The sequence below is a fragment of the uncultured Sulfitobacter sp. genome (assembly GCF_964021855.1).
GTDB lineage: Bacteria > Pseudomonadota > Alphaproteobacteria > Rhodobacterales > Rhodobacteraceae > Sulfitobacter.
Genome location: NZ_CAXHZD010000002.1, coordinates 745,377 through 771,057, shown reverse-complemented (window position 1 = coordinate 771,057; position 25,681 = coordinate 745,377). Strand labels below are relative to the sequence as shown.

Genomic DNA, 25,681 nt, shown 5'->3' with positions numbered 1-25,681 from the left:
TCGGTCTCCTTGGGTGGCTAAAGGGGGCGGCGGTCATGGGGCCAGCTCGCCTATGGCAAGCGCTTTGAGGTCTTTGCGGATCACCTTGCCGGTCACGGTCATGGGCAGCGCGTCCAGAAATGTAATCTCGCGCGGGTAAGAATAGCTGGCCAAACGGGTTTTGCACCATGTTTGCAGGGCGTCACCCGTCACATCACTGCCCGGTTTGCGCACGACATAGGCCTTGACGATTTCGGTGCGCAGGGCATCGGGTTTACCCACAACGCCGCAGGTCGCGACGCCCGGATGGGTCAGCAGGCAATCTTCGATCTCGGCCGGGCCAACGCGGTACCCGCTTGAGGTAATCACATCATCCTCGCGGCCGACAAAGCGCAGATACTCGCCCTCCCAAATGCCACGATCGCCGGTGACCATCCAGTCGCCGCGAAATTTCTCGGCCGTGGCGTCGGGGCGATGCCAATAGCCCAGCATCATCGCCGCCGATCCACGCCGGATCGCGACGTCGCCCTCTTCGGACGTGGGATTGCCAGTTTCATCGATCACGGCCACATCATGCCCCGGTACGGGCTTGCCAATACATCCGGGGCGCGCGGGGAACAGGCTGCCGCAGCTGGACGCCACCATGTTGCATTCGGTCTGGCCGTAAAATTCATTAATCGCGAGGCCGAACGCGCCCTGCCCCCATGCCAGCATTTCCGCGCCAAGCGGTTCGCCCCCCGATGCGACGGACCGCAAACCGGGCAGATCCACCCCTGCCGCCTTGAGCATACGCAGCGCTGTCGGCGGGAAGAACACGTTGCGCGCGGCACCGTCGGCGATAATGCGCGCGCAGTCTTGGGCCGAGAATTTAGCCATTCGCGCCGCCACAACCGGCACGCCCAAGGCCAGCCCCGGCATCAGCACATCAAACAGCCCGCCGATCCACGCCCAATCTGCGGGGGTCCACAGGCAATCATCCGGCGCGCCCAAAATATCATGGCTTAGCGATACGCCGGGCAAATGACCCGTCAGCACGCGATGCCCATGCACCGCGCCCTTGGGGCTGCCCGTTGTGCCTGAGGTATATATAAGCACCGCCGGATCATCCGCTTCGGTATTGGCATAGGGAATGGGATCACCCGCAATACCCACGCTGTCAGCCATCCAGGCCTCGGCCAGATCGCCCAGCAGATCGCGCCCCTCGGGATCGGTCAGAACAAGGTTAATGCCCGCATCCAGCACCCGCGACTTTAGCGCGTCATACTTGAAGAGCTTGAACAAAGGCACTGAAATCGCGCCGATTTTCCAGATCGCCAGATGGGCCGCCGCGCACCATGGGCTTTGGCTAAGCAAGACGCCGACACGGGCACCCGCCTGAACACGCGGCATCAGAAACCGCGCCAAACCATCGGCCATTTCGGACAGCTTGCCATAGGTTACATCACGACGCGCGCCGCCCGTCAGATCGATGATTGCAGTTTGCCCCGCATCATGGTCCAGACATTGCGCCGCCATATTCAGCCGCGCAGGAATATCCCACGCGCCATCGTCATCCAAACCGGGTAAAGAGCCAACCACCCCTAGCCCCAAGGCTCAAGAACAAGCGCCTGTTTGGCGGTTTGCTGCATCAGGCAGCTTAGTGTTGCAGGCCCCTGACCCGTGCCGCCCGCCCAAAGCGACGCCTCGTATCCGCAGGCCTTGTCGCGGAACGGTATCCAGGCGCGCTGCATATCGCGCAACGCGGTCGCCGCACCTGGTACATCTTTCATCGATGCGGGGCGGTCGGCATCAAGGTTTTTGGCCTGCGTCATTGCCGCCTTGTAATGGCTGTTCAGCAGGCCATCCCAATACGCCAGTTCCCGATCTAGACAGCCGCCCATTCCAACCGTGCTATGTCCGCCGGGGGTGTCATCCATGCACTGGCCTGCCGATGCACCGGCGCAATCAATCTTTGCGCCATAGCTTTCGGCCTCTTCCAGACAAGATTGCGTACTTGCGTCCGAATACTTCAATTCCTGCGCAACAGCAGGTGATGCCACCAGCGCCAAGACGGCAGCCAGCCGGATCACGCCATCGATCCCATCATCTCGCGGCCCACCAACATCCGGCGAATTTCAGAGGTGCCTGCGCCGATTTCCATCAGCTTGGCATCGCGGAAAATACGGCCCACGGGATTGTCAGACAGATAGCCGGCACCGCCCATGGCTTGCACCGCTTGGTGCGCCTGCTTCATTGCTTCTTCGCTGGCATAAAGACAGCAAGCCGCGGCATCCGCGCGGGTCACATCACCACGATCGCAAGCCTTGGCGACCTCGTACACATAGGCGCGGGCCGAATTCATCGCGGTGTACATATCCGCCATCTTGCCCTGCATCAACTGGAAGCTCCCGATGGGCTGACCAAACTGCTTGCGCTGCGCCATATAAGGCATGATTTCATCCAAGCACGCGGCCATGATGCCCAGACCGATGCCCGCCAAAACGACGCGTTCATAATCAAGCCCCGACATCAGAACCCGCACGCCGCGTCCCTCTTCGCCCAGCACGTTCTCGAACGGAACCTCGACATCGTCAAAGATCAGCTCGGCAGTGTTCGATCCGCGCATGCCCAGCTTGTCGAAATGCGGGCTGGTTGTGAAACCCTTCATCGATTTCTCGATCAGGAACGCAGTTATCCCTTTGGACCCCGCATCTGGGTCGGTCTTGGCATAGACCACCAGCGTATCGGCATCCGGGCCGTTGGTGATCCAGTATTTATTGCCCGACAGGCGGTAATGATCGTTACGCTTTTCGGCGCGCAGCTTCATCGACACCACATCGCTGCCCGCAGATGGTTCAGACATGGCCAGCGCGCCCACATGGGCACCGGAACACAGACCGGGCAGAAATTTCGCTTTTTGCTCGGCGGTGCCATTTAGGCTGATCTGATTGACGCATAGGTTGGAATGCGCCCCATAGGACAAGGAGACCGAGGCCGACGCCCGCGCGATTTCCTCGACCGCGACGGTATGCGCGACATAGCCCATGCCGGTGCCGCCGAATTCTTCGTTCACAGTCATGCCCAGCAGACCAAGGCTGCCCATCTCTTCCCAAAGCTCGGGCGGGAACTCGTTTTTCTGGTCGATGCTGGCGGCCATCGGCTTAACCCGCTCTTGCGCCCAACGATGCACCATATCGCGCAGATCATTCACATCGTCGCCCAAATCAAATTTCATGCTGGCGTTGAACATGGACCCCTCCCAGAGTTTATTGAACAGTTGTTCATTACTTTACACCCCCAGATGATTCAGTCAAGCAAATCTAAAGCTGGCGGGAACCCCCAAGCCGCTTTGATCGTTGGACATGGAAAGAAAATATAAAGGAATATTTACCATGGCCGACACGTTGAAGGAAGAATTCTGGGACCGCATCGAAGACATCCGCACCGGGATGTTGGGCACCGACAGCGCACGCGCTGTTCCCATGACCCATTATGTCGACAAGGACGCAAACGTGCTGTGGTTCATCACGGCCAATGGCACCGATCTGTCCAAAGCTGCGCAAACGGGCGCGTCGGCTGAATATGTCGTGATCAGCAATGACGAACACCTATACGCGCGCATTGATGGCAAGGTGCAAGCCGTCACCGACCCTGCCAAGCTGGACGAATTGTGGTCAGCCGTTGCAGGCGCGTGGTTCGAGGATGGGCGTCAAGACGATGATGTGCAACTGGTGCGCTTTGACCTGTCGCAGGCCGAAGTTTGGGCCACAGGCGGCAGCCTGTCATTCTTGTACGAGATAGCCAAGGCGCAGATCACCGATGAAAAACCCGATATGGGTCAGCATGGCACCATCCGGTTCTAAGCGGTCATACCTAAAACGGTAAAATCAGGGCGCTTTCGAGCGCCCTTTTTCCTTTTACGCCTGCTGGAATACGGCGCTGACTTCTTCACGGATGATACGCGCAATCAACGTGCAATCCTCGATGCTAAAGGTCAGCGGCACACGCATGTCGATCAGTCCGGCCAACACGGCATCGCTTTGGGGCAGCGGCGCGACGGGCGCATAACGCCAACTGTCATAGCGGCTGGTAAAGCCCAACGGCTCTGCCGCGCCGAACCATTTCAGCTCGACCCCGCGGGCCAAGCAACGGGCCAACACTTCTTGCACCTTCTCAGGCAGCCACCCCTGCAACAGGAACTGAATGGACGATCCCACGATGCTTTCCTTTGCCGCCCGTTCGATCACGGTCAATCCGGGCGTGTTGCGCAATCCATTCTCGACCGCAAAATAACGCTCATTCCAGCGGGCCACCTGCGTGTTCAGGTCGCGCAGCTGTGGCCGCAGCAATGCGGCGCGCAGATTATCCATGCGCCCCGAAATATTGGGCGTCTCGTATTTGATCTCTGCAAATGCCTCTGGCGGAGGGGCTGCGAGATGCTTTTCATAAAGCATATACGACCCCGACAGCATGATCGCGCGCGCCGCCACGTCCGCATCATCGGTGACCAGCAAACCGCCCTCGCCCGAATTGATGTGCTTGTAGGTCTGGCAGGAATAACAACCCAATGTGCCATGACGCCCAGATGCGACACCGCCCCACGCGGCCCCCATCGTATGGGCGCAGTCCTCAATCACCGTCACGTTCGCTGCGTTACACAGCGCCATCAGCGCGTCCATATCGCAGATATGCCCGCGCATATGGCTCAGCAGTAGAACATCCGCTTGATCCAGCTTGCTGGCCAGATCATCCAGATCAATGACCAACCCGTCGGTCACATCCACAAACACAGGCTCGGCCCCGACAGCAGCAATCGCCCCCGGCACAGGGGCCAGCGTAAAGGCGTTTGACAGCACACGATCGCCCGGCTTCACGCCCACCGCGCGCAATGCCGTCGCCATCGCATACCCGCCCGACGCAACAGCCACGCAGTATTTCGCCCCCACCAGCGCCGCGAATTCCTGCTCCAGCAGGGCTGTTTCGGCGATTTCGTCGCCGGCGGTGTTGTAGCGGTGCAAGCGGCCGTGGCGCATCACCGCGATGGCGGCCTCGATTGCGTCTTCTGGAATGGGTTCCTGCTGGGTAAAGCTGCCTTTGAACACCTCCATGCGCTCAGATTTCCCCGATCAGGCTGGGAACCAAGGCGGGCAGATGCGCGTAATCGTGCAGCAATGCTTCGGGTTTGAGGGCGGCCATATCCTCGCCCGAGGGGCCAAAGGTGACCAGAATACTGGGCACACCTGCCGCGGCGGCGGTATCACGGTCTGTGGCAGTGTCACCGACCAGACAGCATTGCGCAGGGTCCCCCCCCGCGCGCCGCGCCGTTTCAAACAGATGTTCCGGGTCAGGTTTTCGCACCGCCAAGCTATCGGCCCCCAACATCGCCCCGAATGCGTCGCGCACGCCCAGACGGGTCAGCAATGTATGCGCCAAGCCTTCGGGTTTGTTGGTGCAAATCGCCACGCGGTAGCCCGCAGTTTTCAAGGCCTCCACGGCGTCCATCGCGCCGGGATACAGCACCGTATGCGTGTCGATGTCTTCACCATAAGCCTTAATGAGAAATGGATAATACCGATCTATCATTGCGGCACCGTCTGCGTGCTCAAGCCGGTCCATCCCCAATCGCAGCATCGCACGCCCGCCTTTCAAGGCGGTACCCGCATCCTGAAACGGGTCCAGCAGGTCACCTGCCCCCATGTCGCGAAAACAGGCGTTGGCGGCTGCAATCAGATCACCGCTGGTGTCTGCCAATGTGCCGTCCAGGTCGAATACAACCGTTTTCATCGGCGCTCCTTCGCTTAGTCATGTTGCAGGCCGAAATCATCTTTGATCGGCGCTAGCCTTGCGCATAAACGCCAACAAGGTAAAGAGACCCTCAGTCAATTTATTAAAGAGATTTATATGGAAGTCGCACTCATCCTCCTGGCCGCTGGTAAAGGCACGCGGATGCAATCCGATCTACCAAAGGTGCTGCACCCCGTTGCCCAAGCACCGTTGCTAGAGCATGCCATGGCTTCCGGGGCCGCGCTATCGCCGGCCCGCACGGTTGTCGTTGCCGGACACGGGGCCGATCAAGTGCGCGCTGCAGCCCAAGCGTTTGACGAAGATGCGCAAGTCGTTGTGCAAGAGGAACAGCTGGGAACTGCCCATGCCGTTGGACAGGCCCGCGAGGCGCTATCGGGTTTTGAAGGCACAGCGATTATCCTATATGGCGACACCCCTTTTGTTCAGCCCGAAACGCTTGAGGCGATGTGCGATGCGCTGAAGCAAAATGACGTGGTTGTTTTGGGGTTCGAGGCCGCTGACCCTGCGCGCTATGGCCGTCTGGTGATGCAAGGTGACAGTCTGGACCGGATTGTCGAATTCAAAGATGCCACGGATCAAGAACGCGCCATAACCCTATGTAATAGCGGCGTTGTTGCCTGTAAATCCGAGCTGTTGTTTGATCTCATTGATGCGGTTGAAAACGACAATGCCTCCAAAGAATACTATCTGACCGACATTATCAGCATCGCCCGCGCGCGCGGTTTGAAAGCCACGGCAGTGACCTGTAGCGAGGCAGAGACGATGGGCGTAAACTCCCGCGCTGATCTTGCTGCTGCAGATGCCGCGTTTCAGGCGCGCACCCGCGCCGCCATGCTAGAAAGCGGCGTCACCTTGATGGCCCCCGAAACCGTGTATTTCGCCCGCGATACGTATATTGGCGGCGACACGGTGATCGAACCCAATGTCGTATTTGGTCCCGGTGTGACCATCGAAAACGGTGCCACGATCCGCGCGTTCAGCCATCTTGAAGGTTGCCATGTGTCGCGCGGCGGCATTATCGGCCCCTACGCCCGCCTGCGCCCCGGCACCGAACTGGCCGAAGATGTCCGCATCGGTAATTTCGTCGAGGTTAAGAACGCCCAGATCGACGAAGGGGCCAAGGTCAACCACCTGAGCTATATCGGCGATGCCACGATTGGTAAAAAATCAAACATCGGTGCTGGGACGATCACCTGCAATTATGATGGCGTGATGAAGCACCACACCCATATCGGCGCGAATGCCTTTATCGGGTCCAACACCATGCTGGTGGCCCCCGTCCATATTGGCGACGGGGCAATGACCGGGTCGGGGTCTGTTATTACATCCGACGTCGAAGCCGACGCTTTGGCCCTGTCGCGCGCACCGCAGGTTGAAAAACCAGGCATGGCACGGAAATTGTTCGAAATGTTAAAGGCCAAAAAGGCAAAACAGCAGAGAGGCAGCTAATTATGTGCGGTATTGTAGGGGTCCTCGGTCAGCACGAAGCTGCGCCCATCCTTGTTGAAGCGCTAAAACGTCTGGAATATCGCGGCTATGACAGCGCCGGTATTGCAACGATTAATGACGGTCACCTTGACCGCCGCCGCGCGGTGGGCAAGCTGGTGAACCTGTCGGATTTGTTGGTGCATGAACCGCTGGCTGGCAAGTCTGGCATCGGTCACACCCGCTGGGCCACCCACGGCGCGCCCTCTGTCACCAATGCCCACCCGCATCAGGCCGGCCCTGTCGCAGTTGTGCACAACGGTATCATCGAAAACTTCCGCGAACTGCGCGCTGAACTGTCCGAACTTGGTGCCCAATTTGTCACCGAAACAGACACCGAAACCGTTGCGCTGCTGACCCAACACCACATGTCCCAAGGGCTAAGCCCCGTTGACGCGGCAACCAAGACGCTAAGCCGCTTGCAAGGGGCCTTTGCCTTGGCGTTCCTGTTCGATGGCGAAGAAGACCTGATGATCGGCGCGCGCAAAGGTGCGCCACTGGCTGTCGGGCATGGCGACAATGAAATGTTCTTGGGCAGCGATGCAATCGCCCTGTCCCCGATGACCAACCGCATCACCTATCTCGAGGAAGGCGACCGCGTGATCCTCACGCGCAACTCGGTCGAGATTTTCGATGCAAATGGATCACGCGCCAACCGCGCCGTCAAAACCATCAGCCTGGACAGCACCCGCGTCGACAAGGCTGGGCATAAACACTTCATGGCCAAGGAAATCGCGGAGCAGCCAAGCGTCATTGGCGAAGCCCTAAGCCACTATGTAAGTGCCGATAACACCATTTCGCTGCCCGACCCCGGTCTGGATTTCACACAGTTTGACCGCATCACCATGGTCGCCTGCGGCACGGCCTACTACGCTTGTCTAACTGCGAAATACTGGTTCGAACAAATCGCGCGCCTACCGGTCGAGGTCGATTTCGCCTCTGAATTCCGCTACCGCGAACCGCCCATTCCGGGCCGCACGCTGGCCATGTTCGTCAGTCAATCCGGTGAAACCGCCGATACCCTCGCCGCCCTGCGCTATTGTGAGGGCAAGGCTGATAAGATTGCGTCGGTCGTCAATGTCACTGAATCCTCGATTGCACGGGAAAGCGATCTGGCCTTGCCAATCCATGCCGGGGTCGAGGTCGGCGTGGCATCGACCAAGGCATTTACCTGCCAGCTTACAGTCCTCTTCCTGATGACCCTAAAAGCGGCATTTGATCGCGGTACCATCACCCAAGAGCAGTTTGCAGATCACATGTCGTCGCTGCGCTCGATGCCCTCGCTGATCAACACAGCGCTTGAGCAGAACGACACGATCCGCGATGCCGCGCAAAAACTCTCCTCTGCCCGCGACGTGCTGTTCTTAGGGCGCGGGGCGATGTTCCCGCTCGCCCTCGAAGGCGCATTAAAACTAAAAGAAATCAGCTATATACATGCCGAAGCTTATGCATCAGGTGAACTTAAACACGGCCCCATCGCTTTGATAGATGAAAACGTGCCGGTGGTCGTTATGGCCCCAAAGGACACCCTGTTCGACAAAACCGTCAGCAACATGCAAGAGGTGATGGCGCGCAAAGGCAAAGTCATTCTGATCTCTGACCGCAAGGGGCTTGATGAGGCCGCTGAGGGCACGTGGGCGCAGATCGAAATGCCCCCCGTCGCCGATGCGTTGGCACCGATCCTGTATGCCATTCCCGCGCAATTGCTGGCCTACCACACTGCCATCGCCAAAGGCACGGATGTCGACCAACCGCGCAATCTGGCCAAGTCTGTGACAGTTGAATAATGGCCAAGCAGTTCGACCACATCAGCGATGACCAACGCGACTTTATCCAGGCGCAGCACATGTTCTTTTGCGGAACAGCGGCCGAGGATGGGCGCGTTAACATCTCGCCCAAGGGGATGGACAGCCTGCGCGTGCTGGGGCCGAACCGCATCATTTGGCGCAATATGACGGGATCGGGAAATGAAACGGCCGGTCATCTGGCCCGCGTCAACCGCATGACATTGATGTGGTGCGGGTTCGAGACACGCCCGATGATCATGCGCGCCTATGGCACCGCGCGGGCGCTACACCCCCGCGACGCTGATTTCGCATCGTTGCAAGATCTGTTTCCGGCGGCACTTGGCACCCGGCAGATCTATGACATGAACGTTGATATGCTGCAGACAAGCTGCGGCTATGCCGTGCCGTTTTACGACCACGCTGGCGACCGCGACGTTCTCAAGAAATGGGCCGACGACAAAGGCGCAAGCGCGATTGAAACCTATTGGGGCGAACGCAATCACACCACGATTGACGGCTTGCCCACATATATTACTCAGGACACACCCGATGCATGAGCCCTATCTGGCGCAACTCAGCGCACTTGCCAATCCGGCCCGCATTGAACAGATGCACGCCTATCACAAGATTGACCGCCCCTATCTGGGCGTGACCAATCCCGACATAAACGAGCTGACCAAAACATGGCGAGCCGAGCTGGAGCTGGCAGACCGCATCACCCTTGCCGATGCACTTTGGCAAACCGATATATTCGAGGCCCGCGTTGCCGCCGCGAAACTGCTGACCCAAGCACGCCTGCGCCCCGATGACGAAGCCGCATGGCAAATGCTGCAAAGCTGGGTACCCGATTTTGACAGCTGGGCCATCGCCGATCATGTTTGCATGGCGATCCAAAAACGTCTGATCGCCGATCCCTCTCGTCTCGACACGATCGAAAACTGGACAACCTCGGATCACCTTTGGACCAAACGCGCCGCCCTTGTGGCGACCTTGCCTTGGACCAAGCAAAACAATCCAAAACCCGAGGAACTGGCCGCGCGCGACCGCATCTTGGGCTGGGCCGCAGGGTATCTCCCGGTCAAAAACGGTATCATGCAAAAGGCCATCGCTTGGTGGGTCCGCGACCTCAGCCGCCATGACCCCGCCCGCGCTCAACTTTTCATTGATGAAAACAGCCACCACATGAAACCCTACGCGGTCAAGGAAGCCTCGCGCCACCTGCCCGCTGTAGCAGAAAACACTGAAACCACGCCCGAAGCCTAACCCGCATTCTCTGGCTCATAAATATCCCGGGGGGGTCCGGGGGGCTGGCCCCCCGCCCCTCGCGGCAATCACGCTCCGTTCGCATTTAGTTTGACGTAGATATCTCGACGCTGGTCAGATCGGTCAACGACGCCCCAATCAGACGCAATGCGGCAAGGGACATGCGGCTTCCTGCCGTTACAGGCCCTTCGATCGGGATCAGCATCACAGTGGATGATTTACCCGTTGCGGGGTTCGTCACCCGGCCTTGCATTTCGCTTTGAACCAAAGGGGTCTTGATCCACAGCCCCGGCTCTGTCGCGCTGCCCAGCGACGCAACGGTTGTTCCCAAAACACGCGCCCCAGCCGCCGCAGGAGCGACCGCTGCCGCGCGTTGTTCGGCGGTTGTAGTGTCCAATGTTTCGGCTGTGCGGGCCGCTGCGGGGGGGCGCGGCGCGGATGTTACGGGATCATACGTTGCTTGATCCACCTCCGCAGGCTCCGGCAAAGCCGCCGTATTATCCGGCCGTGGCCACCCAAGACCCAGCCGTTCTGTCGTCGCACCACAGGCAGAAAGCCCAAGGCAAATCGTACAAAGAATAAGACAATGTTTCATAGGGTGTTGGATAGCCGCCCGCTGGTGCTGCTTCAATCACCTTATTGTCCCTTGCCCCGCGATGAGCCGATGTTTACCTATTGGGTATGAATGCACCTTTGATTGACCCATTTGCCCGCGCGATCACCTATCTGCGTGTCTCTGTGACGGACCGCTGCGATTTCCGCTGCGTCTATTGCATGTCAGAGAATATGAATTTCTTGCCTAAGAAAGAGCTCCTCACGCTCGAGGAACTGGACCGGCTGTGCACCAATTTCATTGATCTCGGCGTGCAGAAACTGCGCATCACTGGTGGGGAGCCCTTGGTGCGCAAGGGCATCATGACCTTCTTTGACAGCATGACCCGTCATCTGGACGCGGGCACGCTCAAGGAATTGACCCTAACTACCAATGGCAGCCAGCTCGAACGCTTTGCGACCGATCTCTATGCTACGGGCGTGCGCCGCGTGAATGTGTCGCTTGATACGCTGGATGATCAGAAATTCGCCGACATCACCCGCTGGGGCCGTCTCCCCCAAGTGTTGCGCGGCATTGATGCGGCGCAGGCCGCGGGTTTGCGGGTGAAGATTAACGCCGTCGCCCTCAAAGGGTTTAACGAATCCGAGCTGCCCAGCATGACCGCATGGTGTGCGGATCGCGGCATTGACCTCACTTGGATCGAAGTGATGCCCATGGGCGACTTGGGCAACGAGGACCGTCTGGGCCAGTATTGGTCCCTCAAAGATGTGCGCAGCGCCTATGAAGACAACTATACGGTGACTGATTTGCTGGAAAACACCGGTGGCCCCGCCCGCTATGTGCGGCTTGAGGAAACGGGCCAGAAAATCGGGTTCATCACCCCGCTTAGCCATAATTTCTGCGAAAGCTGCAACCGCGTGCGCATCACCTGCACAGGCGAGATATACATGTGTCTGGGTCAAGAAGACGTGGCCGATCTGCGCGCGCCCTTGCGCGATAACCCCGAGGATGACGCGCCGCTTAAAGACGCCATTCGCGCGGCGATCAATCTGAAACCCAAGGGCCACGATTTCGATTATTCCCGCCAAAAGCTCGACGGGCAAATGCCCCGCCACATGAGCCACACAGGCGGCTGACAGGCTCATGTCTGTCCCCTTTCTCTATCGTGCATGGGTCGTTGCCAGCATGGGGTTGGTCCCGTTCTTTGCGCGATCCCAAACCGCCAAGCTGCGCGAACAAGGCGTGCCGGTGCGCCGCGCCCATGAAAAGCTGGGGCATGCCACCCAAGACCGTCAGGGCTCAGGCCCGCTGATCTGGCTGCACGCAGCTTCCGTCGGCGAAAGCCTGTCCGTGCTGGCCTTGATCACACGTATGGGGATAATTTTACCCCGCGCGCAGTTTCTGATCACATCAGGCACGGCCACCTCGGCCGCGCTGGTGGCCCAACGCATGCCGCCGCGCACCCAGCATCAGTTTGCCCCCCTTGATGCTCCCGGGCCGCTGAAACTGTTTTTGCGTCACTGGCAGCCTGATGCCGCGATCTTTGTGGAAAGCGAACTGTGGCCGCAGATGCTGCGCCGGACCCATGCGACGGGTGCGAAAATGGCGCTGGTCAACGCCCGCCTGTCGGACAAATCGGTCGAGACATGGCGCAAGCATCCGAAAATGGCGCGCTATCTGTTTGGTGTCTTTGATCTAATCCTGACCCAGAACGACGCAATGGCCCATAAAATGGTCAGCATGCACGCGCCGTCAGACCGTGTTGCGCGGGGCATCAATTTGAAATCAATGGCTGGCCCCCTGCCCGTGGAGGAAGACGCGCTGTTTGACGCCCGTGCGGCACTGGGGCACCGACCTGTCTGGGTTGCATCCTCGACCCATGACGGCGAAGAAAACGCCGTTTTGCAGGCGCATAAAGCGTTGTTAACGGAAATCCCTGACCTGTGTCTGATCCTTGCCCCGCGCCACCCCGAACGCGGCGATACTGTCGAAGAGCTGGTGACCGCGGCGGGCCTGACCTGCAACCGGCGCAGCCGCGGCGACGCCCCCGGCGCGCAGGTGTATTTGGCCGATACGTTGGGCGAATTGGGCCTGTGGTATGCGATGTCGGATATTGTATTTTTGGGCGGCTCGCTGCTGCCCATCGGCGGGCATAACCCGTTCGAGGTCGCCCAAGCGGGTGCGGCAGTTCTGTCAGGTACACATGTCACGGCGTTTGCGGAAACCTATGCCCAGCTAGAAACCGAAGGGGCGGCGCAACTCGTTGAGGATAGCGACGATCTGACCGCAACGCTTTCCAAGCTGCTGTCGACCCCTGAAGATTTAGCCAAGATGACCGACGCCGCCAAACGCTTTGTCGCGACGCAAGATGATCAGCTTGATGGGATCGCCGCGCGGCTTATTTCTGTTCTGGGGCTGGACGCGGGATGAAAAAAAAGCTGTTCGTCACCAACTTTAACAAGAACTTCACCGGCGTCTCGGCGACGGCCGCCAATGTGATCCGCGCGCAGATGGATCGTTATGATCTGGCGCTTGTGGGCCGCCCCTTGCCCGGGTGCCCTGATCCGATCACCGTAAAACAGGCCCGTGCCACATCAACCGACGGCGCGATTTGGCATGTGCGGCGCAACACGGAAATGCGCGCCGCCCTTTGGGCCCGCGACGTTCTGCGCCTGCCCATAAAAATCGTTTTCACCTCGGCTGCGCAGCGCCGGCATTCAGCCTATCCCCGTTGGTTGATCAGCCGCATGGATGCCGTGATCGCCACCACCGAAAAAGCCGCCGATTTCGTGCCCCATGTCCGCGCCGTGGTGCCGCACGGCGTGGATACCGCCCTGTTTCATCCTGCCCCAGATCGGGCAGAGGCGTGGCAAGCCTTGGGGTACGGCGGCACCACTGGCATCGCCACCATTGGCCGTATTCGCCCGGAAAAAGGCACCAACCACTTTGTCAAAGCGATGATTGATCTGCTGCCAGACCAGCCCGGCGCGGTCGCATTGGTATTAGGCAAGGCCACTCGCGAACATCGCGCGTTTCTTGCGACGCTCAAGGATCAGGTGAATGCCGCCGGTCTGACCGACCGCATCCTGTTCCCCGGCGAAATCCCGGCCCAAGACCTGCCCGCGCTGATGCGGGGCCTGTCGCTAGTCGTGCAACTGCCGCAATACGAGGGTTATGGCATGGTCCCGCTAGAGGCGATGGCATCTGGCGTGCCCTTCATTGGCTATGATGCCGGGTATTACCGCAGCTTTAGCGCCAAAGGCCGCGCAGGTATGATCGTCGACACCCCAGAAGCTGCTGCAAGCGCCGCTTGTGATATTCTAGATGGCAAGGTTGACGCGATAGGCGATGTCGCCCGCGCGCACGTGATCGAAAACTTTAGCGCCAAGGCCGAGGCTGACGGGATCGACGCGGTCTATCAGATGATTTGGGCGCAAGGATAACCCCCGCACCCAAAGCATGACTTAGCTCATTGGCATGCGCTGTTCAGCAAGACCTGCCCACCAGCTGCACCCGACCGGAATAACGTCATCGTTAAAGTTATACATCGGATGGTGCACCATCGCCGTGTCGCCATTGCCCACCAGAATATACGCGCCGGGACGCTCTTCGAGCATAAAGGCAAAGTCTTCGCCGCCCATCACCAACGGGGCCTCGTCACATTGACCGGAAATACCGCGCGCCACATCGGCGGCGAATTCGGTTTGTTCGTCATGGTTTACCATCACCGGATAGTTGCGGATGTAGTTCACCTTGGCCGTCGCCCCGAATGTTGCAGCGATACCTTCGCAAATCTCGCTCACACGCTTTTCCGCCAGATCGCGCAGATCGTTTGACAACGTCCGCACGGTGCCCAGCAGATTGACCCGCTGCGGGATCACGTTGAACGCCTTGGACGACGATTCAATCGAGGTGATGGACACCACGATATTGCCAATCGGATCAGCATTGCGGCTGACGATGGTTTGCAGCGCGGTGATCATTTGGGCGGTGACCACCATGGTATCAATGGTCTCGTGCGGCTTGGCGGCGTGACCGCCTAGGCCCTCAACTTCGATCTCAAGCAGATCGGTTGCTGCGAAAAACGGGCCGGGACGGATGGCGAAACTGCCCGCTGGCATGCCCGGCCAGTTGTGCATGCCATAAACTTCTTGGATGCCCCAACGTTCCATCATGCCGTCTTTGCACATCTCGCGCCCACCGCCGCCACCTTCTTCGGCAGGCTGGAAAATCACGACGACGGTGCCGTCAAAATTACGGGTTTCGGCCAGATATTGCGCGGCCCCCAGCAACATCGCAGTGTGACCATCATGGCCGCAAGCATGCATCGCGTTCGGTGTTTTTGACGCATATTCAACGCCGGTTTGTTCATGGATCGGCAGCGCATCCATATCGGCGCGCAGGCCGATCACCTTGCCCGACTTGGTTGAATTGCCCTTGATCACGCCAACCACGCCCGTGCGGCCAATACCCTCGGCGACCTCGTCGCAGCCGAAAGCGCGCAGTTTTTCGGCGACGGTCGCGGATGTGCGGTGGGTTTCAAACAAAATCTCAGGATGTTCGTGCAAATCACGTCGCCACGCAGTGATATCATCGTGAAGTTCCGCAAAGCGGTTTTTAACAGGCATTGTAGGTCCTTTTTGGGAGGTTTTGATCTGTGATGCGGGGGCAGTTCAGCCCACGCTGGGTAGTCGTGTTTCAACCATCTCGGCAAACCAGCTGCAACCGGCGGGGATGGCATCGTCGTTAAAGTTATACATGGGGTGATGGACCGTCGGGCCATCGCCATTGCCCAGCATGATATAGGCCCCTGGGCGCTGGTTCAGCATATAGGAAAAATCCTCGCCCGCCATGATCGGCGGGGTGTCACGGTCCACGCCAGGGGTCACTTTTTCGGCAGCTTCCGCGGCGAAATGGGTGTTATCCTCGGCATTGACGGTCACGGGATAGCCGCGTTCGTAAGTGATATCGGCGCTGCATTGATATGCGGCAGCGGTGTGGGTCACAATCGCCTCTAGCCGTTCTTGGGCCAGATCACGAATACCTGCATCCAACGTACGCACCGTGCCGCGCAACCGCACAGTTTGCGGCAAAACGTTATGGCTATCGGTGTCAGACCGCAGGGTGCACACCGACACCACCACCTGTTTCATCGGGTCAACATTGCGGCTGGCGATGGATTGCAGGGCAACCACGATATGAGCAGCAGCAAGGTTGGTATCAATCGCCTCGTGCGGGGCGGCGGCGTGACCGCCCTGCCCTGTGATGGTGATGTCAAATTCATCGGCCGAGGCCAGCAAGGCACCGCTGCGGATTGCAAATTCGCCGACCGGATAATCGGGCATATTATGCAATCCATATACCTCGTCGATCGACCAGCGGTCCATCAGGCCTTCTTGGACCATGATATTGCCGCCACCGCCGCCTTCTTCGGCGGGTTGAAAGATCAGCACAGCGCGGCCGTCGAAATTGCGGGTTTCAGCCAGATACTGTGCTGCGCCCAACAAAATCGCCGTATGGCCGTCATGGCCGCAGGCATGCATCTTGCCCGGGTGGGTCGATGCGTATTCAAGGCCCGTCGCCTCGGAAATTGGCAGCGCATCCATGTCGGCGCGCAACCCGATGGTGCGGCCGGAGGTGTTTGTTTTCCCTTCGATCACCGCAACGATACCGGTTTGCGCGATGCCCGTGGTGATGTCGGAGATGCCAAAGCTGCGGAGTTTATCAGCCACGAAAGCCGCGGTTTTGGGCAGGTCGAACTGCAGCTCTGGGATCGTGTGCAGGTGGCGGCGCCATGCGGTAATATCGGCATGGGTTTCGGCAAAGCGGTTCTTGATCGGCATGGTTACTCCGGTACTAAAATTAAACGTTTGGGCCCAAAACAATTGGGCTGCCATCGCTAAAGCGCGACAGGCGGAACCGTGTGAGATCATGCCCGACATCGCGCCCCATGGCCAGTGCCGCCAAGACGCGCCCCATGCCCGGACCGATGCCAAACCCATGGCCTGACATGCCCGTGCCAACGGTTAACCCCGGCAACGCGGACACATGATCCACGACTGGCACGATATCTGGCATCGTATCAATCATACCCGCCCAAGCAGCCTTGAGCCGGACTGGCGGCAGATCGGGAAAGAGTGCTGAAAAATTACGCAAAAGCCGGTTGATTTTGCGCATATTCGGGGCCGGGTTCAGGATGCGCATCGCCTCGAACGGGGTGGTTTCATCGCCGCGCCAGCGGCGTTTGGTGCCCCATGCGTCTGGAAACCCTTTGGGACCGTAAGGGTACAACACTTGGCCAAAGGGATTCGCCCTAAGCTGGGTCAGATAATGGGGGAAACTGCGAAAGGCGTCAGGGCCAATGAACAGATCCGGCGCGCCGGGCGGGGCCAGCGTATAGCCGCCATCCTCGCGCCGTCTGAACGCAACTTTTCGTGTGGCGGCGGCACCTGCATAAATTTCGGGCAAGGGTTCAGTGGCCGCCACGTTTTCACGCACCGAAAGCTGCGGGATGCTGACACCGTGATTGCGCAAGAACATCGAGGACCACGCGCCCCCCGCCAGCACCACCTGCGGAGCACTGATCCGGCCGGTTTCGGTGATCACGCCAGCGACGCACCCCCCAGCGATATCCAGCGCGCGCACAGCGCAGTTTTCAACGATCTCGACCCCGTCACGCGCCGCAATGGCAGCCAAGGCAGGCACAGCCACCCATGGTTCTGCGCGCATATCCGACGGCGTGACCAAGGCGGCCAAGGCTGGTTTAGACATGCCGGGGAACATCGTCTTGACCTGAGCAGAGGACAGGATTTTGCTGTCTACGTTATTGGCCCGCGCATGGGGCAGCCATTCTTCGTAACCGGCGACATGGCTGGGCTTGTCCGCGAAATAGGTTATCCCACCTTGGCGCAGACCGATGTCGAGGTTGGTTTGCCCTGCCAATTCGCGCCAAAGGTGCTGTGCCTCGGCCATGATCGGCATCTCGTCAGGGTCGCGGCCCTGCTGACGTATCCAGCCCCAGTTCCGACTGGATTGTTCGCCCGCGATGCGGCCCTTTTCCAGCAGGATGACTTTGCCACCGTCGCGCGCCAAAAACAGGGCGGTGCAGACACCGATCACGCCGCCACCGATAACGACAAAATCGGCTTGGGTACTGTGCGGGCCGGGATAGGTGATGGGGGTCGTGGTGTTGATGGGGAATTGCATCATGCGCGCGTTCTATATGTGAGGGACCGGGGTTGGGGGCCAGCCCCCGGTGCCGCGCTGCGGCCCCTCCCCCGGGATTTATTTCCATTTGGAATGAAAAGCGTGGGAGGGGCCATCTGTGTCATTTCAGACGTTCAACCAAGTCTCGCATGAATTGATGTCCCGCCTCGAATTGCGAGACTTCGATATATTCATTCGGTTGATGGGCCTGCGCGATATCGCCCGGACCGCAGATCACAGCGCTGTAGCCTGCTTCTTGGAATTGGCCGGCCTCGGTGCCGTAGCTGACCTTGTGGCTGGCATTGTCGCCGGTGATTTGGCGCACAAAGGTTTCGGCAAGCCCGTCTTTTTCAGGCTGCAATGCGGGAACGTCAAAGCGCGGCGTGACTTCGATATAGGTTTCGGGCACGACTTCTTGCATTTGCTTTTCGACCTGACGCACCTTTTTCAGATAGGCGGTGCCCCAAGCGTCTTTATCCTCGCCCGGGACCACGCGGAAATCCATTGCAAAGTAGCAATCCTTGGCCGTGATATTATGGGCAGTGCCGCCGGAAATCTGGCCTACGTGGCAGGTGGTAAAGGGCGGATCGAACATCGCAGCAAGCTCGGACGGTTTGCGCGCAAAGTTTTCGGTGTTCATTTCATTGGCCCATTCGATCAGCTTGGCACCCGCCATGATCGCATTCACGCCGGTGTGCATCAGCGATGAATGCACCTCGAACCCGACCACATGGGTGTTAAAGCCGCTGCCGCCCTTGTGACCTGTGACCGCCTGCATCATCGAAGGTTCGCCCACGATCACCAGATCGCCCTTGGGCAGCACCGGTTGCATGGCTTGGATCATCGGGGGCGCACCGGTGCAGCCGATTTCTTCGTCAAAGCTGAGCGCGATCTGAAGCGGGCGTTTGATATCGGCGTATTTTGCCTCGACCAGTGCCCAGATGGCCTGGGCGTCAAAGCCTTTCATATCGCAAGTACCGCGCCCGTAGTAGCGGCCATCGCGTTCAACGACGGTAAACGGGTCGGTGTCCCATGGCTGGCCGTCAACGGGCACCACATCGGTGTGACCCGACAAGACCACCGCCCCTTCGACCCAAGGGCCGACATGGGCGAAAAGCGCGTGTTTGGGTTGATCGGGGTCTATATAGCGGTGGCTTTCGATGCCGTGGCTTGCCAGATAGTCAGCCACCCAATCGATCAGCGGGATATTGGTATCGCGGGACACCGTAGGAAAGCTGATCAGCTTTTCCATCAGCGCAAAGGGGGTCATACGTTCAGCCATGGGGCGATCCTTTAGTATCCGCTATCCGTCAAAAGCACCTGATGGCCGGGGGATACGGTTTTGTAGACGGAGGGTTCGGGCGTGTAGCTGACCGGATGGATCGGCGACGGGATCGGCTTGAAGTTCAGCTCGCTTTCCTTTTTGCGCTTGCGTGGATCGGCGATGGGCACGGCCTTCATCAACGCTTGGGTATAGGGGTGCTGCGGGTTTTCAAACACCTGCTGGCGCGACCCCAGTTCAACAATGCGGCCCAGATACATAACGCCAACCTGATGGCTGACCCGTTCCACCACGGCCATGTCATGGCTGATAAAGAGGAACGACAGCTCCAGCTCTTGTTGCAGTTCGAGCATCAGGTTCACGACCTGCGCCTGCACGGACACATCAAGCGCCGACACGGCCTCGTCCGCGATAATCAGCTTGGGGTTCAGGGCCAAGGCGCGGGCAATGGCGACGCGCTGGCGTTGGCCACCAGACAATTCATGGGGGAAACGGCGCATAAAGCTGCGGGGCAATTCGACCCGGTCAAACAGCATTTCGATCCGTTTGGTCAGGTCTGCACCTTTAAGCGTGCCGTAGTTGTGGATCGGTTCAGCGACCTGATCGGACAGTTGCATTTGCGGGTTGAGCGAGGCAAACGGATCTTGAAAGATCATCTGCATATCTAGCCGTGCTTCGCGCAGGTCATGGGCATTGAGCGCCATGATATCCTTGCCCCCGATATCAATCTCGCCCGAGAGCGGTTCAACGAGACGCAGGATCGACCGGCCGGCAGTGGATTTACCGCAACCGGATTCGCCAACAAGGCTTAGGGTCTGGCCTTTGTTGATGGTGAAAGACAGGTCTTCCACAGCGTGGACATTGGCGATGGTGCGGCGAAAAAATCCACCCTTGACCGGAAAGCGGGTTGTCAGGTTTTTCACAGTCAGCAAGGTTTCTGTCGTGCCTTTGATCGGCATGATTTCCTTGTCCTTGCTGCCCAACAGCTTCATCGGCTCGGGATAGGCTTTGCCGGTCATTTCACCCAGCTTTGGAACCGCGGCCAACAATGCCTTGGTATAGGGGTGCTGCGGGTTCTCGAATATTTCCTCGACGGTGCCCTCTTCAACCTTGTTGCCGCGGAACATAACAACCACGCGATCAGCCATTTGCGCCACAACGGCCATGTCATGGGTGATGAACATCACGGCAGTACCGGTTTCACGTTTCAGCCGGTCGATCAGGGCCAAAATCTCGGCCTGAATGGTCACATCCAGCGCGGTCGTCGGTTCATCAGCGATCAGCAAACGTGGCGAGCAGGCCAAGGCCATCGCAATCACGACACGCTGACGCATGCCGCCGGACAATTCATGGGGGTATTGCTTAAGCCGCTGGTCAGGCTGGGGAATGCGCACCTGGGTCAGCAATTCCAATGCGCGGGCTTCGGCTTCGGCCTTGGTCATGCCTTTGTGCAAACGCAAGCCTTCGGTCAATTGGCGGCCCACGGTAAAGACGGGATTCAACGCCGTCATCGGCTCTTGAAAGATCATCCCGATTTCATTGCCGCGAATTTCGCGCATCAAGTCTTGATCGGTCTGCGCCAGGTCGACGGCCGGCTTGTCCTTGCGCTCAAATAATAGGCGACCGCCAGCAATTTTTCCGCCGCCAAACTCGACCAAACGCATCAAAGACAGCGACGATACCGATTTTCCGGAACCAGATTCGCCGACCACACAAACGGTTTCACCCGAATTGATGTCGAAACTTACATTCTCGACCCCCAAAACAGGACCGTCTTGGGTTTGAAATTCGACCCTAAGCCCTTGTATTTGTGCAATTGGTGTAGATGTGCTGTCGTCAAGCATTCGGGTATCCAGCGCTGGTGATGTAATTGTTCCGCAGACGCTAAGACCATTCTTCCCCCAGTGTCAAACGGGACAGGACCCGCACGTGCTTGCGCTTTCTCAGTGCTTGCATTTTGCGCAAATTCTGCTTCGATAGCGGCACCCGCGACAGGAAACGCAATGTGACGAACCGTAACGAACATTTAATTGAACAGTTGTGTTTCGTCCCCTTGACCTTTCCTTCGCGATCATAAGAAAGTCGCGGCCATGTCAAAAAATGGCATCCGACGAACAAAAAGACTGGCACCAACAAAGATATCACCGGTGCCCAACAAGGAGTAAGTTATGAAGTTGAAAACCCTTTTGATGGGTGCAGTTGCCTTTACGGCTCTTGCCCCCGCTGCATTCGCAGCCGCCCATGAAGGCGAGCGCGGACGCGACGGCGAGGTCAAGATCATCTATTGGCAAGCGCCTTCGATCATGACGCCATATCTGTCGGGCGGTACCAAGGACCTCGAGGCCGCGAGCCTCGTGATTGAACCTTTGGGCCGGTACGACGAAAACGGCGCGTTGGTTCCATATCTGGCCGCTGAAATCCCGACCGTTGAAAACGGTGGTGTTTCGGAAGACCTGAAATCCATCACATGGAAGCTGCAAGAGGGCCTGCTGTGGTCCGATGGCACACCAGTGACAACAGCGGACGTCAAGTTCACTGCTGAATACTGTATGCACCCCGAAGGCGGTTGCGCACAGGCATCCAAATTTGACGGCGTGGAAAGCATCGACATCATCGACGACCTGTCGCTGACCGTGAACTTCACCGACGCCAAACCAAACCCATACGGCCCATTCATGGGTGCGCAATCCCCGATCATTCAAGCGGCACAATTCGCAGAATGCTTGGGCGCAAAAGCACCTGAATGTACCGACGCCAACTTTAACCCGATCGGCACTGGCCCGTTCATGGTTACGGATTTCCGTCCAAACGACGTTATCCAGATGGTTGCGAACCCGAACTACCGTGATCCCAACAAACCTGCATTTGCATCCCTGACCTTCAAAGGTGGCGGCGACGCAACAGCGGCGGGCCGTGCGGTTATGGAAACCGGTGAATACGATTACGCCTGGAACATGCAACTGGCACCTGACGTGTTGGCGAAAATGGCCGAAGGCGGCAAAGGTGTACCTATCTCTGCATTCGGCACCTTGGTTGAGCGTCTTGAGATGAACATGACCAACCCGTCGGCAGACCTGCCCGAAGGCGAGCGTTCGACTGTGATGCACCCGCATCCATTCTTGTCGGATTTCAAAGTCCGCAAGGCGCTTTCCATGGCAATCGACCGCCCACTTCTGGTTGAAGTTGGCTATGGCCAGGCCGGTCGTCCGACCTGTAACCTTGTTCCTGCTCCTGCGCTTTATGCATCCGACAACACCGAATGCCTGACGCAAGACATCGAAGGTGCCAAGGCCCTGCTGGACGAAGCAGGCTACACCGATAGCGATGGCGACGGTGTCCGTGAAAAAGACGGCGTTAAGCTGTCGGTTCTGTACCAAACCTCGACCAACGCTGTCCGTCAGGATTTCCAAGCGTTGATCAAAGACTGGTGGAACCAAATCGGTGTCGAAGTCGAACTGCGCAACCTTGACGCGTCGGTCTTCTTTGGCGGTGACCCAGGTTCGCCTGACACGTTCCAAAAGTTCTATGCGGACGTTGAAATGTACGCCAACAACTTTGACGGCACAGACCCACAGGCATATCTGTCGGCCTACCGTTGTGGTGGCGAACCAAAACCATCCAGCCAATGGCAGGGTGAGAACATCAACCGCTTCTGTAACGAAGAGTATGATGCACTGCTGGACGAACTGTCCCGCACAGGTGAATTGTCCAAGCGTGGCGAAATCGCCAAGCGCCTGAACGACATCATCACCAAAGAAACCATGACAATCGTTCCACTGGTTGACCGTGGTCGTGTATCCGCTGCTTCCACCACTTTGGGCGGCGTTGTGCTTAATACTTGGGATTCCGAGCTTTGGAATGCCGCAGATTGGTACCGCATGAAGGATTAATACTTTCCTTCTGGAGGGGAGCGTGTATTACGCTCCCCTCTCTCGTACCGACCAAAAACCAAGACTAAATCTACAACAGACTGACCTGCAAAGGCGCCGCGCATGCTGACTTTCACCATTCGACGACTGCTATTGTCGATCCCGACGCTTTTGTTCATCAGTATGGTTATATTCCTGCTGCTCCAACTTGCCCCTGGCGACCCGATGGCACAGGTGCCCCTGACCGTGCCCCCCGAAGTAAAACAAAAGATGCGCGAGGCGCTTGGCCTTGGTCAGCCGATCTATGTGCAATACTACAAGTGGCTGATCCAGTTTTTCTGGGTTGAACCGCAGGTGTTCCTGGACTGGGCGACGCGCGAAACCTTCCTGCTGGGCTGGTTGCCGGATACCAATTTCTCGACCTTTATTGACCCCGATTCCGGTTCCGTGCGCCCCGTACAGCGCGCCATCAGCTGGCAGACCCGCAGTCCGATCATGGACATTGTGGTCCAGCGGATGCCGCAAACCCTCTGGGTCGTTGGGCTAAGCTATATTGTGGGCATTCTGATCGCCATTCCAATCGGCATCTATTCAGCCTACCGGCATTATTCGCTGTTCGATCAGGCAGGTACGTTTATTACCATGGTCGGTTTTTCGATCCCGCCCTTCTTTACCGGCCCGCTTCTGATTGTTGTGTTCTCGGTCACACTTGGCTGGTTGCCATCGATATATGATACCACCCATGTGGTCACCGACTGGGCCAGCTTTAAGGTGCAGTTCATGCAAATGATCATGCCCGTCATGGTGCTGGCACTGCAAACCACGGCCCAGATCAGCCGATATATGCGCGGCGCCATGCTGGATAACCTGAACCAAGATTACGTGCGCACCGCGCGGGCCAAGGGCCTCAAAGAATCCTCGGTCGTGATGGTGCACGTGCTGCGCAATTCGATGATCCCCGTTGTGACCGTGATTGCCCTTGGCATGCCCGCGATCTTTGGCGGCGCAATCATCACCGAAAGCGTGTTCAAGGTGAACGGCATCGGCCAGCTGCTGCTGACCGCCCTGTTCGCCAATGACCTGCCGATGGTGATGACACTGACCTTTATCTTCGCCATCCTCATCGTTCTGTTTAACCTGATTGCCGATGTTCTATACGGCCTGCTTGACCCAAGGATCCGCTATGACTGAGCAAGCCATTCCCGCAAGCCCCATCGAGGCTGACATCGAAACCTTTGGTGCGCTGGTTGACAAAGAACCGTCCAAACCACCGCGAAGCCAGTGGATCGACGTCTGGCAGCAGTTCCGCAAACACAAAGGCGCTGTGTTCGGTGGCGGCTTTTTGCTGTTCATTACGCTGGCGGTAATCTTTGGCCCCTTCCTGTGGGATGTGGACCCCAAGGCGCTGGACATCCGCAACAAGAACTGGCGACCCATCTATCAGCTGTTGTTCGACAGCGAGGCCAAGGCCGGCTGGGCGCATCCCTTTGGCACAGACCAATTGGGCCGCGATATCATGGCGCAGATGATTGCAGGCGGTCAGGTGTCGATGGCCGTGGGCTGGTTGGCCATGGCGCTGGCACTGGTCATCGGTTCCGCGATTGGCGTCATCTCGGGCTACTTCAAAAAGCTTGATTTCTGGCTGATGCGTTTCACCGATCTGGTACTGTCCTTGCCGATCCTGCCGCTGACATTGCTGGCCGTGACACTGTTCCGCCAACCGCTTAATTCCCGTTTCGGCCCCGAAGGTGGCATGTTCATTCTGATCGTCGGCATCATTGGTCTGACATCCTGGATGCAAACCGCACGGATCGTGCGCGGCGATATTCTGGCATTGAAAGAACGCGAGTTCATTTTGGCCGCACGGTCCATCGGCACAAGGTCGGGCAAGATTATCCGGCGGCACCTGCTGCCCAACGTCATCTCGCCCATCATGGTCTCCGCGACATTGGGTCTGGCCACCGCGATCATCACCGAAAGCGCGCTAAGCTTTCTGGGTGTGGGTTTCCCATCTGACTTCCCCACGTGGGGCAAGCTGTTGTCGGATGCGGTCAGCCGGATGCAGGAATTCCCCGAGCGGGTCTTGTTGCCGGGCATCGCGATTTCGCTGACGGTGCTGAGTGTGAACTATCTTGGTGACGGTTTACGCGATGCGTTGGATCCGCGCTTGCGGGGGCGGTGAGCCGACGCAAGTTTGGGTTTGCTGGGCTGATGGTGGATTTGAGTATTTAAGAAAGGGCGAAGGGGGGATGTTGGTCCTCCCTTTTTCCTTTGGTGAATAAGGATAGTATCAGGCTGAAGTACCGGTTTGCTGGAATGTAGGCGTTCAAGTTGGCCGCAGCGCGGAAATTACGACCACTTATCGCGCCGCTTGCAGAACAATGTTCCGATTGCACTGTGATATTACATATATGAATTGCTTGATATTAAAGATTTTTCGCGCCAATTGGGAAATTATTCCATTTCCAAGGGG

At 58.2% G+C, this 25,681-nt stretch carries 22 protein-coding genes; 11 read left to right on the top strand and 11 right to left on the bottom strand.

The window, feature by feature from the left end:
• Window positions 1–33 precede the first annotated feature (33 nt).
• From AADJ11_RS09965 to AADJ11_RS09955, 3 genes are read right to left on the bottom strand one after another with little or no spacing between them, the layout of a single operon-like run.
• Window positions 34–1,557 carry an AMP-binding protein gene (locus AADJ11_RS09965; protein WP_341234360.1) on the bottom strand — a complete coding sequence of 508 codons (1,524 nt, stop codon included), beginning with the start codon at window positions 1,555–1,557 and terminating at the stop codon, window positions 34–36.
• A gap of 2 nt (window positions 1,558–1,559) precedes the next feature.
• Window positions 1,560–2,048 (bottom strand): lysozyme inhibitor LprI family protein, encoded by a 489-nt coding sequence (locus tag AADJ11_RS09960; RefSeq protein ID WP_341234359.1) that lies wholly within the window; start codon window positions 2,046–2,048, stop codon window positions 1,560–1,562.
• The gene (locus AADJ11_RS09955; protein WP_341234358.1) at window positions 2,045–3,208 is read right to left on the bottom strand and encodes an isovaleryl-CoA dehydrogenase; all 1,164 of its coding nucleotides are present in this window, start codon (window positions 3,206–3,208) and stop codon (window positions 2,045–2,047) included. Before AADJ11_RS09955 ends, AADJ11_RS09960 begins: the two co-directional genes overlap by 4 nt.
• A 142-nt stretch (window positions 3,209–3,350) precedes the next feature.
• Here AADJ11_RS09955 and AADJ11_RS09950 point away from each other — a divergent pair, with 142 nt between their 5' ends.
• A complete protein-coding gene (locus AADJ11_RS09950) occupies window positions 3,351–3,821 on the top strand; it encodes a pyridoxamine 5'-phosphate oxidase family protein (RefSeq protein ID WP_341234357.1) in 471 nt (156 codons plus the stop codon).
• 54 nt (window positions 3,822–3,875) lie between these two features.
• Here AADJ11_RS09950 and AADJ11_RS09945 read toward each other — a convergent pair whose 3' ends face one another.
• Both AADJ11_RS09945 and AADJ11_RS09940 read right to left on the bottom strand, forming a co-directional pair.
• The gene (locus AADJ11_RS09945; RefSeq protein ID WP_341234356.1) at window positions 3,876–5,066 is read right to left on the bottom strand and encodes an aminotransferase class I/II-fold pyridoxal phosphate-dependent enzyme; all 1,191 of its coding nucleotides are present in this window, start codon (window positions 5,064–5,066) and stop codon (window positions 3,876–3,878) included.
• A 4-nt stretch (window positions 5,067–5,070) separates the two neighbouring features.
• Entirely contained in the window at window positions 5,071–5,742 is a 672-nt protein-coding gene (locus AADJ11_RS09940; protein ID WP_341234355.1) for an HAD-IA family hydrolase, read from the bottom strand.
• A 117-nt stretch (window positions 5,743–5,859) separates the two neighbouring features.
• On the opposite strand from AADJ11_RS09940, the gene glmU reads away from it, so the two are divergent.
• Genes glmU through AADJ11_RS09920 form a run of 4 tightly spaced genes read left to right on the top strand, consistent with a single transcriptional unit; the run spans window position 5,860 to window position 10,298 of the window.
• Window positions 5,860–7,212 (top strand): bifunctional UDP-N-acetylglucosamine diphosphorylase/glucosamine-1-phosphate N-acetyltransferase GlmU, encoded by a 1,353-nt coding sequence (gene glmU, locus AADJ11_RS09935; protein ID WP_341234354.1) that lies wholly within the window; start codon window positions 5,860–5,862, stop codon window positions 7,210–7,212.
• A gap of 2 nt (window positions 7,213–7,214) precedes the next feature.
• Window positions 7,215–9,035, top strand: a complete 1,821-nt coding sequence (glmS, locus tag AADJ11_RS09930; protein ID WP_341234353.1) for a glutamine--fructose-6-phosphate transaminase (isomerizing) — start codon at window positions 7,215–7,217, stop codon at window positions 9,033–9,035.
• Entirely contained in the window at window positions 9,035–9,592 is a 558-nt protein-coding gene (locus tag AADJ11_RS09925; RefSeq protein ID WP_341234352.1) for a pyridoxamine 5'-phosphate oxidase family protein, read from the top strand. The genes glmS and AADJ11_RS09925 overlap by 1 nt, the downstream gene beginning before the upstream one ends.
• Window positions 9,585–10,298 (top strand): DNA alkylation repair protein, encoded by a 714-nt coding sequence (locus AADJ11_RS09920; RefSeq protein ID WP_341234351.1) that lies wholly within the window; start codon window positions 9,585–9,587, stop codon window positions 10,296–10,298. Before AADJ11_RS09925 ends, AADJ11_RS09920 begins: the two co-directional genes overlap by 8 nt.
• Before the next feature lie 85 nt (window positions 10,299–10,383).
• Here AADJ11_RS09920 and AADJ11_RS09915 read toward each other — a convergent pair whose 3' ends face one another.
• Window positions 10,384–10,767 carry a hypothetical protein gene (locus AADJ11_RS09915; RefSeq protein ID WP_341234350.1) on the bottom strand — a complete coding sequence of 128 codons (384 nt, stop codon included), beginning with the start codon at window positions 10,765–10,767 and terminating at the stop codon, window positions 10,384–10,386.
• A gap of 212 nt (window positions 10,768–10,979) precedes the next feature.
• On the opposite strand from AADJ11_RS09915, the gene moaA reads away from it, so the two are divergent.
• From moaA to AADJ11_RS09900, 3 genes are read left to right on the top strand one after another with little or no spacing between them, the layout of a single operon-like run.
• Complete coding sequence (gene moaA / locus AADJ11_RS09910; protein WP_341234349.1) at window positions 10,980–11,987, top strand: GTP 3',8-cyclase MoaA; 1,008 nt, start codon at window positions 10,980–10,982, stop codon at window positions 11,985–11,987.
• Window positions 11,988–11,994: 7 nt separating this feature from the next.
• Window positions 11,995–13,281: a 3-deoxy-D-manno-octulosonic acid transferase gene (locus AADJ11_RS09905; protein ID WP_341234348.1), complete on the top strand. Its 1,287-nt coding sequence runs from the start codon at window positions 11,995–11,997 to the stop codon at window positions 13,279–13,281.
• Window positions 13,278–14,294: a glycosyltransferase family 4 protein gene (locus AADJ11_RS09900; RefSeq protein WP_341234347.1), complete on the top strand. Its 1,017-nt coding sequence runs from the start codon at window positions 13,278–13,280 to the stop codon at window positions 14,292–14,294. The genes AADJ11_RS09905 and AADJ11_RS09900 overlap by 4 nt, the downstream gene beginning before the upstream one ends.
• Window positions 14,295–14,315: 21 nt before the next feature.
• On the opposite strand, the gene AADJ11_RS09895 is transcribed toward AADJ11_RS09900, so the two are convergent.
• From AADJ11_RS09895 to AADJ11_RS09875, 5 genes are all read right to left on the bottom strand, one after another.
• Entirely contained in the window at window positions 14,316–15,479 is a 1,164-nt protein-coding gene (locus AADJ11_RS09895) for a M20 aminoacylase family protein (RefSeq protein WP_341234346.1), read from the bottom strand.
• Between the two features lie 45 nt (window positions 15,480–15,524).
• Window positions 15,525–16,694, bottom strand: coding sequence for a M20 aminoacylase family protein (locus AADJ11_RS09890; protein WP_341234345.1), 1,170 nt, complete (start codon window positions 16,692–16,694; stop codon window positions 15,525–15,527).
• 19 nt (window positions 16,695–16,713) lie between these two features.
• Window positions 16,714–18,060, bottom strand: coding sequence for an FAD-binding oxidoreductase (locus tag AADJ11_RS09885; protein WP_341234344.1), 1,347 nt, complete (start codon window positions 18,058–18,060; stop codon window positions 16,714–16,716).
• 118 nt (window positions 18,061–18,178) lie between these two features.
• The gene (gene argE, locus AADJ11_RS09880; protein WP_341234343.1) at window positions 18,179–19,339 is read right to left on the bottom strand and encodes an acetylornithine deacetylase; all 1,161 of its coding nucleotides are present in this window, start codon (window positions 19,337–19,339) and stop codon (window positions 18,179–18,181) included.
• Between the two features lie 11 nt (window positions 19,340–19,350).
• Window positions 19,351–21,183 carry an ABC transporter ATP-binding protein gene (locus AADJ11_RS09875; protein ID WP_341234342.1) on the bottom strand — a complete coding sequence of 611 codons (1,833 nt, stop codon included), beginning with the start codon at window positions 21,181–21,183 and terminating at the stop codon, window positions 19,351–19,353.
• A gap of 324 nt (window positions 21,184–21,507) precedes the next feature.
• On the opposite strand from AADJ11_RS09875, the gene AADJ11_RS09870 reads away from it, so the two are divergent.
• The 3 genes from AADJ11_RS09870 to AADJ11_RS09860 all read left to right on the top strand — a co-directional run bounded on the left by AADJ11_RS09870 (window position 21,508) and on the right by AADJ11_RS09860 (window position 25,390).
• Complete coding sequence (locus tag AADJ11_RS09870) at window positions 21,508–23,229, top strand: peptide ABC transporter substrate-binding protein (RefSeq protein ID WP_341234341.1); 1,722 nt, start codon at window positions 21,508–21,510, stop codon at window positions 23,227–23,229.
• A gap of 102 nt (window positions 23,230–23,331) precedes the next feature.
• Window positions 23,332–24,399, top strand: a complete 1,068-nt coding sequence (locus AADJ11_RS09865; protein WP_341234340.1) for an ABC transporter permease — start codon at window positions 23,332–23,334, stop codon at window positions 24,397–24,399.
• Window positions 24,392–25,390 carry an ABC transporter permease gene (locus AADJ11_RS09860; RefSeq protein WP_341234339.1) on the top strand — a complete coding sequence of 333 codons (999 nt, stop codon included), beginning with the start codon at window positions 24,392–24,394 and terminating at the stop codon, window positions 25,388–25,390. Before AADJ11_RS09865 ends, AADJ11_RS09860 begins: the two co-directional genes overlap by 8 nt.
• Window positions 25,391–25,681 lie beyond the last annotated feature (291 nt).

Coding starts and splice junctions, on each gene's coding strand:
- AADJ11_RS09955 (WP_341234358.1), bottom strand. CDS start 3,208: ATGTTCAACGCCAGCATGAAATTTGATTTGGGCGACGATGTGAATGAT.
- AADJ11_RS09950 (WP_341234357.1), top strand. CDS start 3,351: ATGGCCGACACGTTGAAGGAAGAATTCTGGGACCGCATCGAAGACATC.
- AADJ11_RS09945 (WP_341234356.1), bottom strand. CDS start 5,066: ATGGAGGTGTTCAAAGGCAGCTTTACCCAGCAGGAACCCATTCCAGAA.
- AADJ11_RS09940 (WP_341234355.1), bottom strand. CDS start 5,742: ATGAAAACGGTTGTATTCGACCTGGACGGCACATTGGCAGACACCAGC.
- glmU (WP_341234354.1), top strand. CDS start 5,860: ATGGAAGTCGCACTCATCCTCCTGGCCGCTGGTAAAGGCACGCGGATG.
- glmS (WP_341234353.1), top strand. CDS start 7,215: ATGTGCGGTATTGTAGGGGTCCTCGGTCAGCACGAAGCTGCGCCCATC.
- AADJ11_RS09925 (WP_341234352.1), top strand. CDS start 9,035: ATGGCCAAGCAGTTCGACCACATCAGCGATGACCAACGCGACTTTATC.
- AADJ11_RS09920 (WP_341234351.1), top strand. CDS start 9,585: ATGCATGAGCCCTATCTGGCGCAACTCAGCGCACTTGCCAATCCGGCC.
- moaA (WP_341234349.1), top strand. CDS start 10,980: ATGAATGCACCTTTGATTGACCCATTTGCCCGCGCGATCACCTATCTG.
- AADJ11_RS09905 (WP_341234348.1), top strand. CDS start 11,995: ATGTCTGTCCCCTTTCTCTATCGTGCATGGGTCGTTGCCAGCATGGGG.
- AADJ11_RS09900 (WP_341234347.1), top strand. CDS start 13,278: ATGAAAAAAAAGCTGTTCGTCACCAACTTTAACAAGAACTTCACCGGC.
- AADJ11_RS09895 (WP_341234346.1), bottom strand. CDS start 15,479: ATGCCTGTTAAAAACCGCTTTGCGGAACTTCACGATGATATCACTGCG.
- AADJ11_RS09890 (WP_341234345.1), bottom strand. CDS start 16,694: ATGCCGATCAAGAACCGCTTTGCCGAAACCCATGCCGATATTACCGCA.
- AADJ11_RS09885 (WP_341234344.1), bottom strand. CDS start 18,060: ATGATGCAATTCCCCATCAACACCACGACCCCCATCACCTATCCCGGC.
- argE (WP_341234343.1), bottom strand. CDS start 19,339: ATGGCTGAACGTATGACCCCCTTTGCGCTGATGGAAAAGCTGATCAGC.
- AADJ11_RS09875 (WP_341234342.1), bottom strand. CDS start 21,183: ATGCTTGACGACAGCACATCTACACCAATTGCACAAATACAAGGGCTT.
- AADJ11_RS09870 (WP_341234341.1), top strand. CDS start 21,508: ATGAAGTTGAAAACCCTTTTGATGGGTGCAGTTGCCTTTACGGCTCTT.
- AADJ11_RS09865 (WP_341234340.1), top strand. CDS start 23,332: ATGCTGACTTTCACCATTCGACGACTGCTATTGTCGATCCCGACGCTT.
- AADJ11_RS09860 (WP_341234339.1), top strand. CDS start 24,392: ATGACTGAGCAAGCCATTCCCGCAAGCCCCATCGAGGCTGACATCGAA.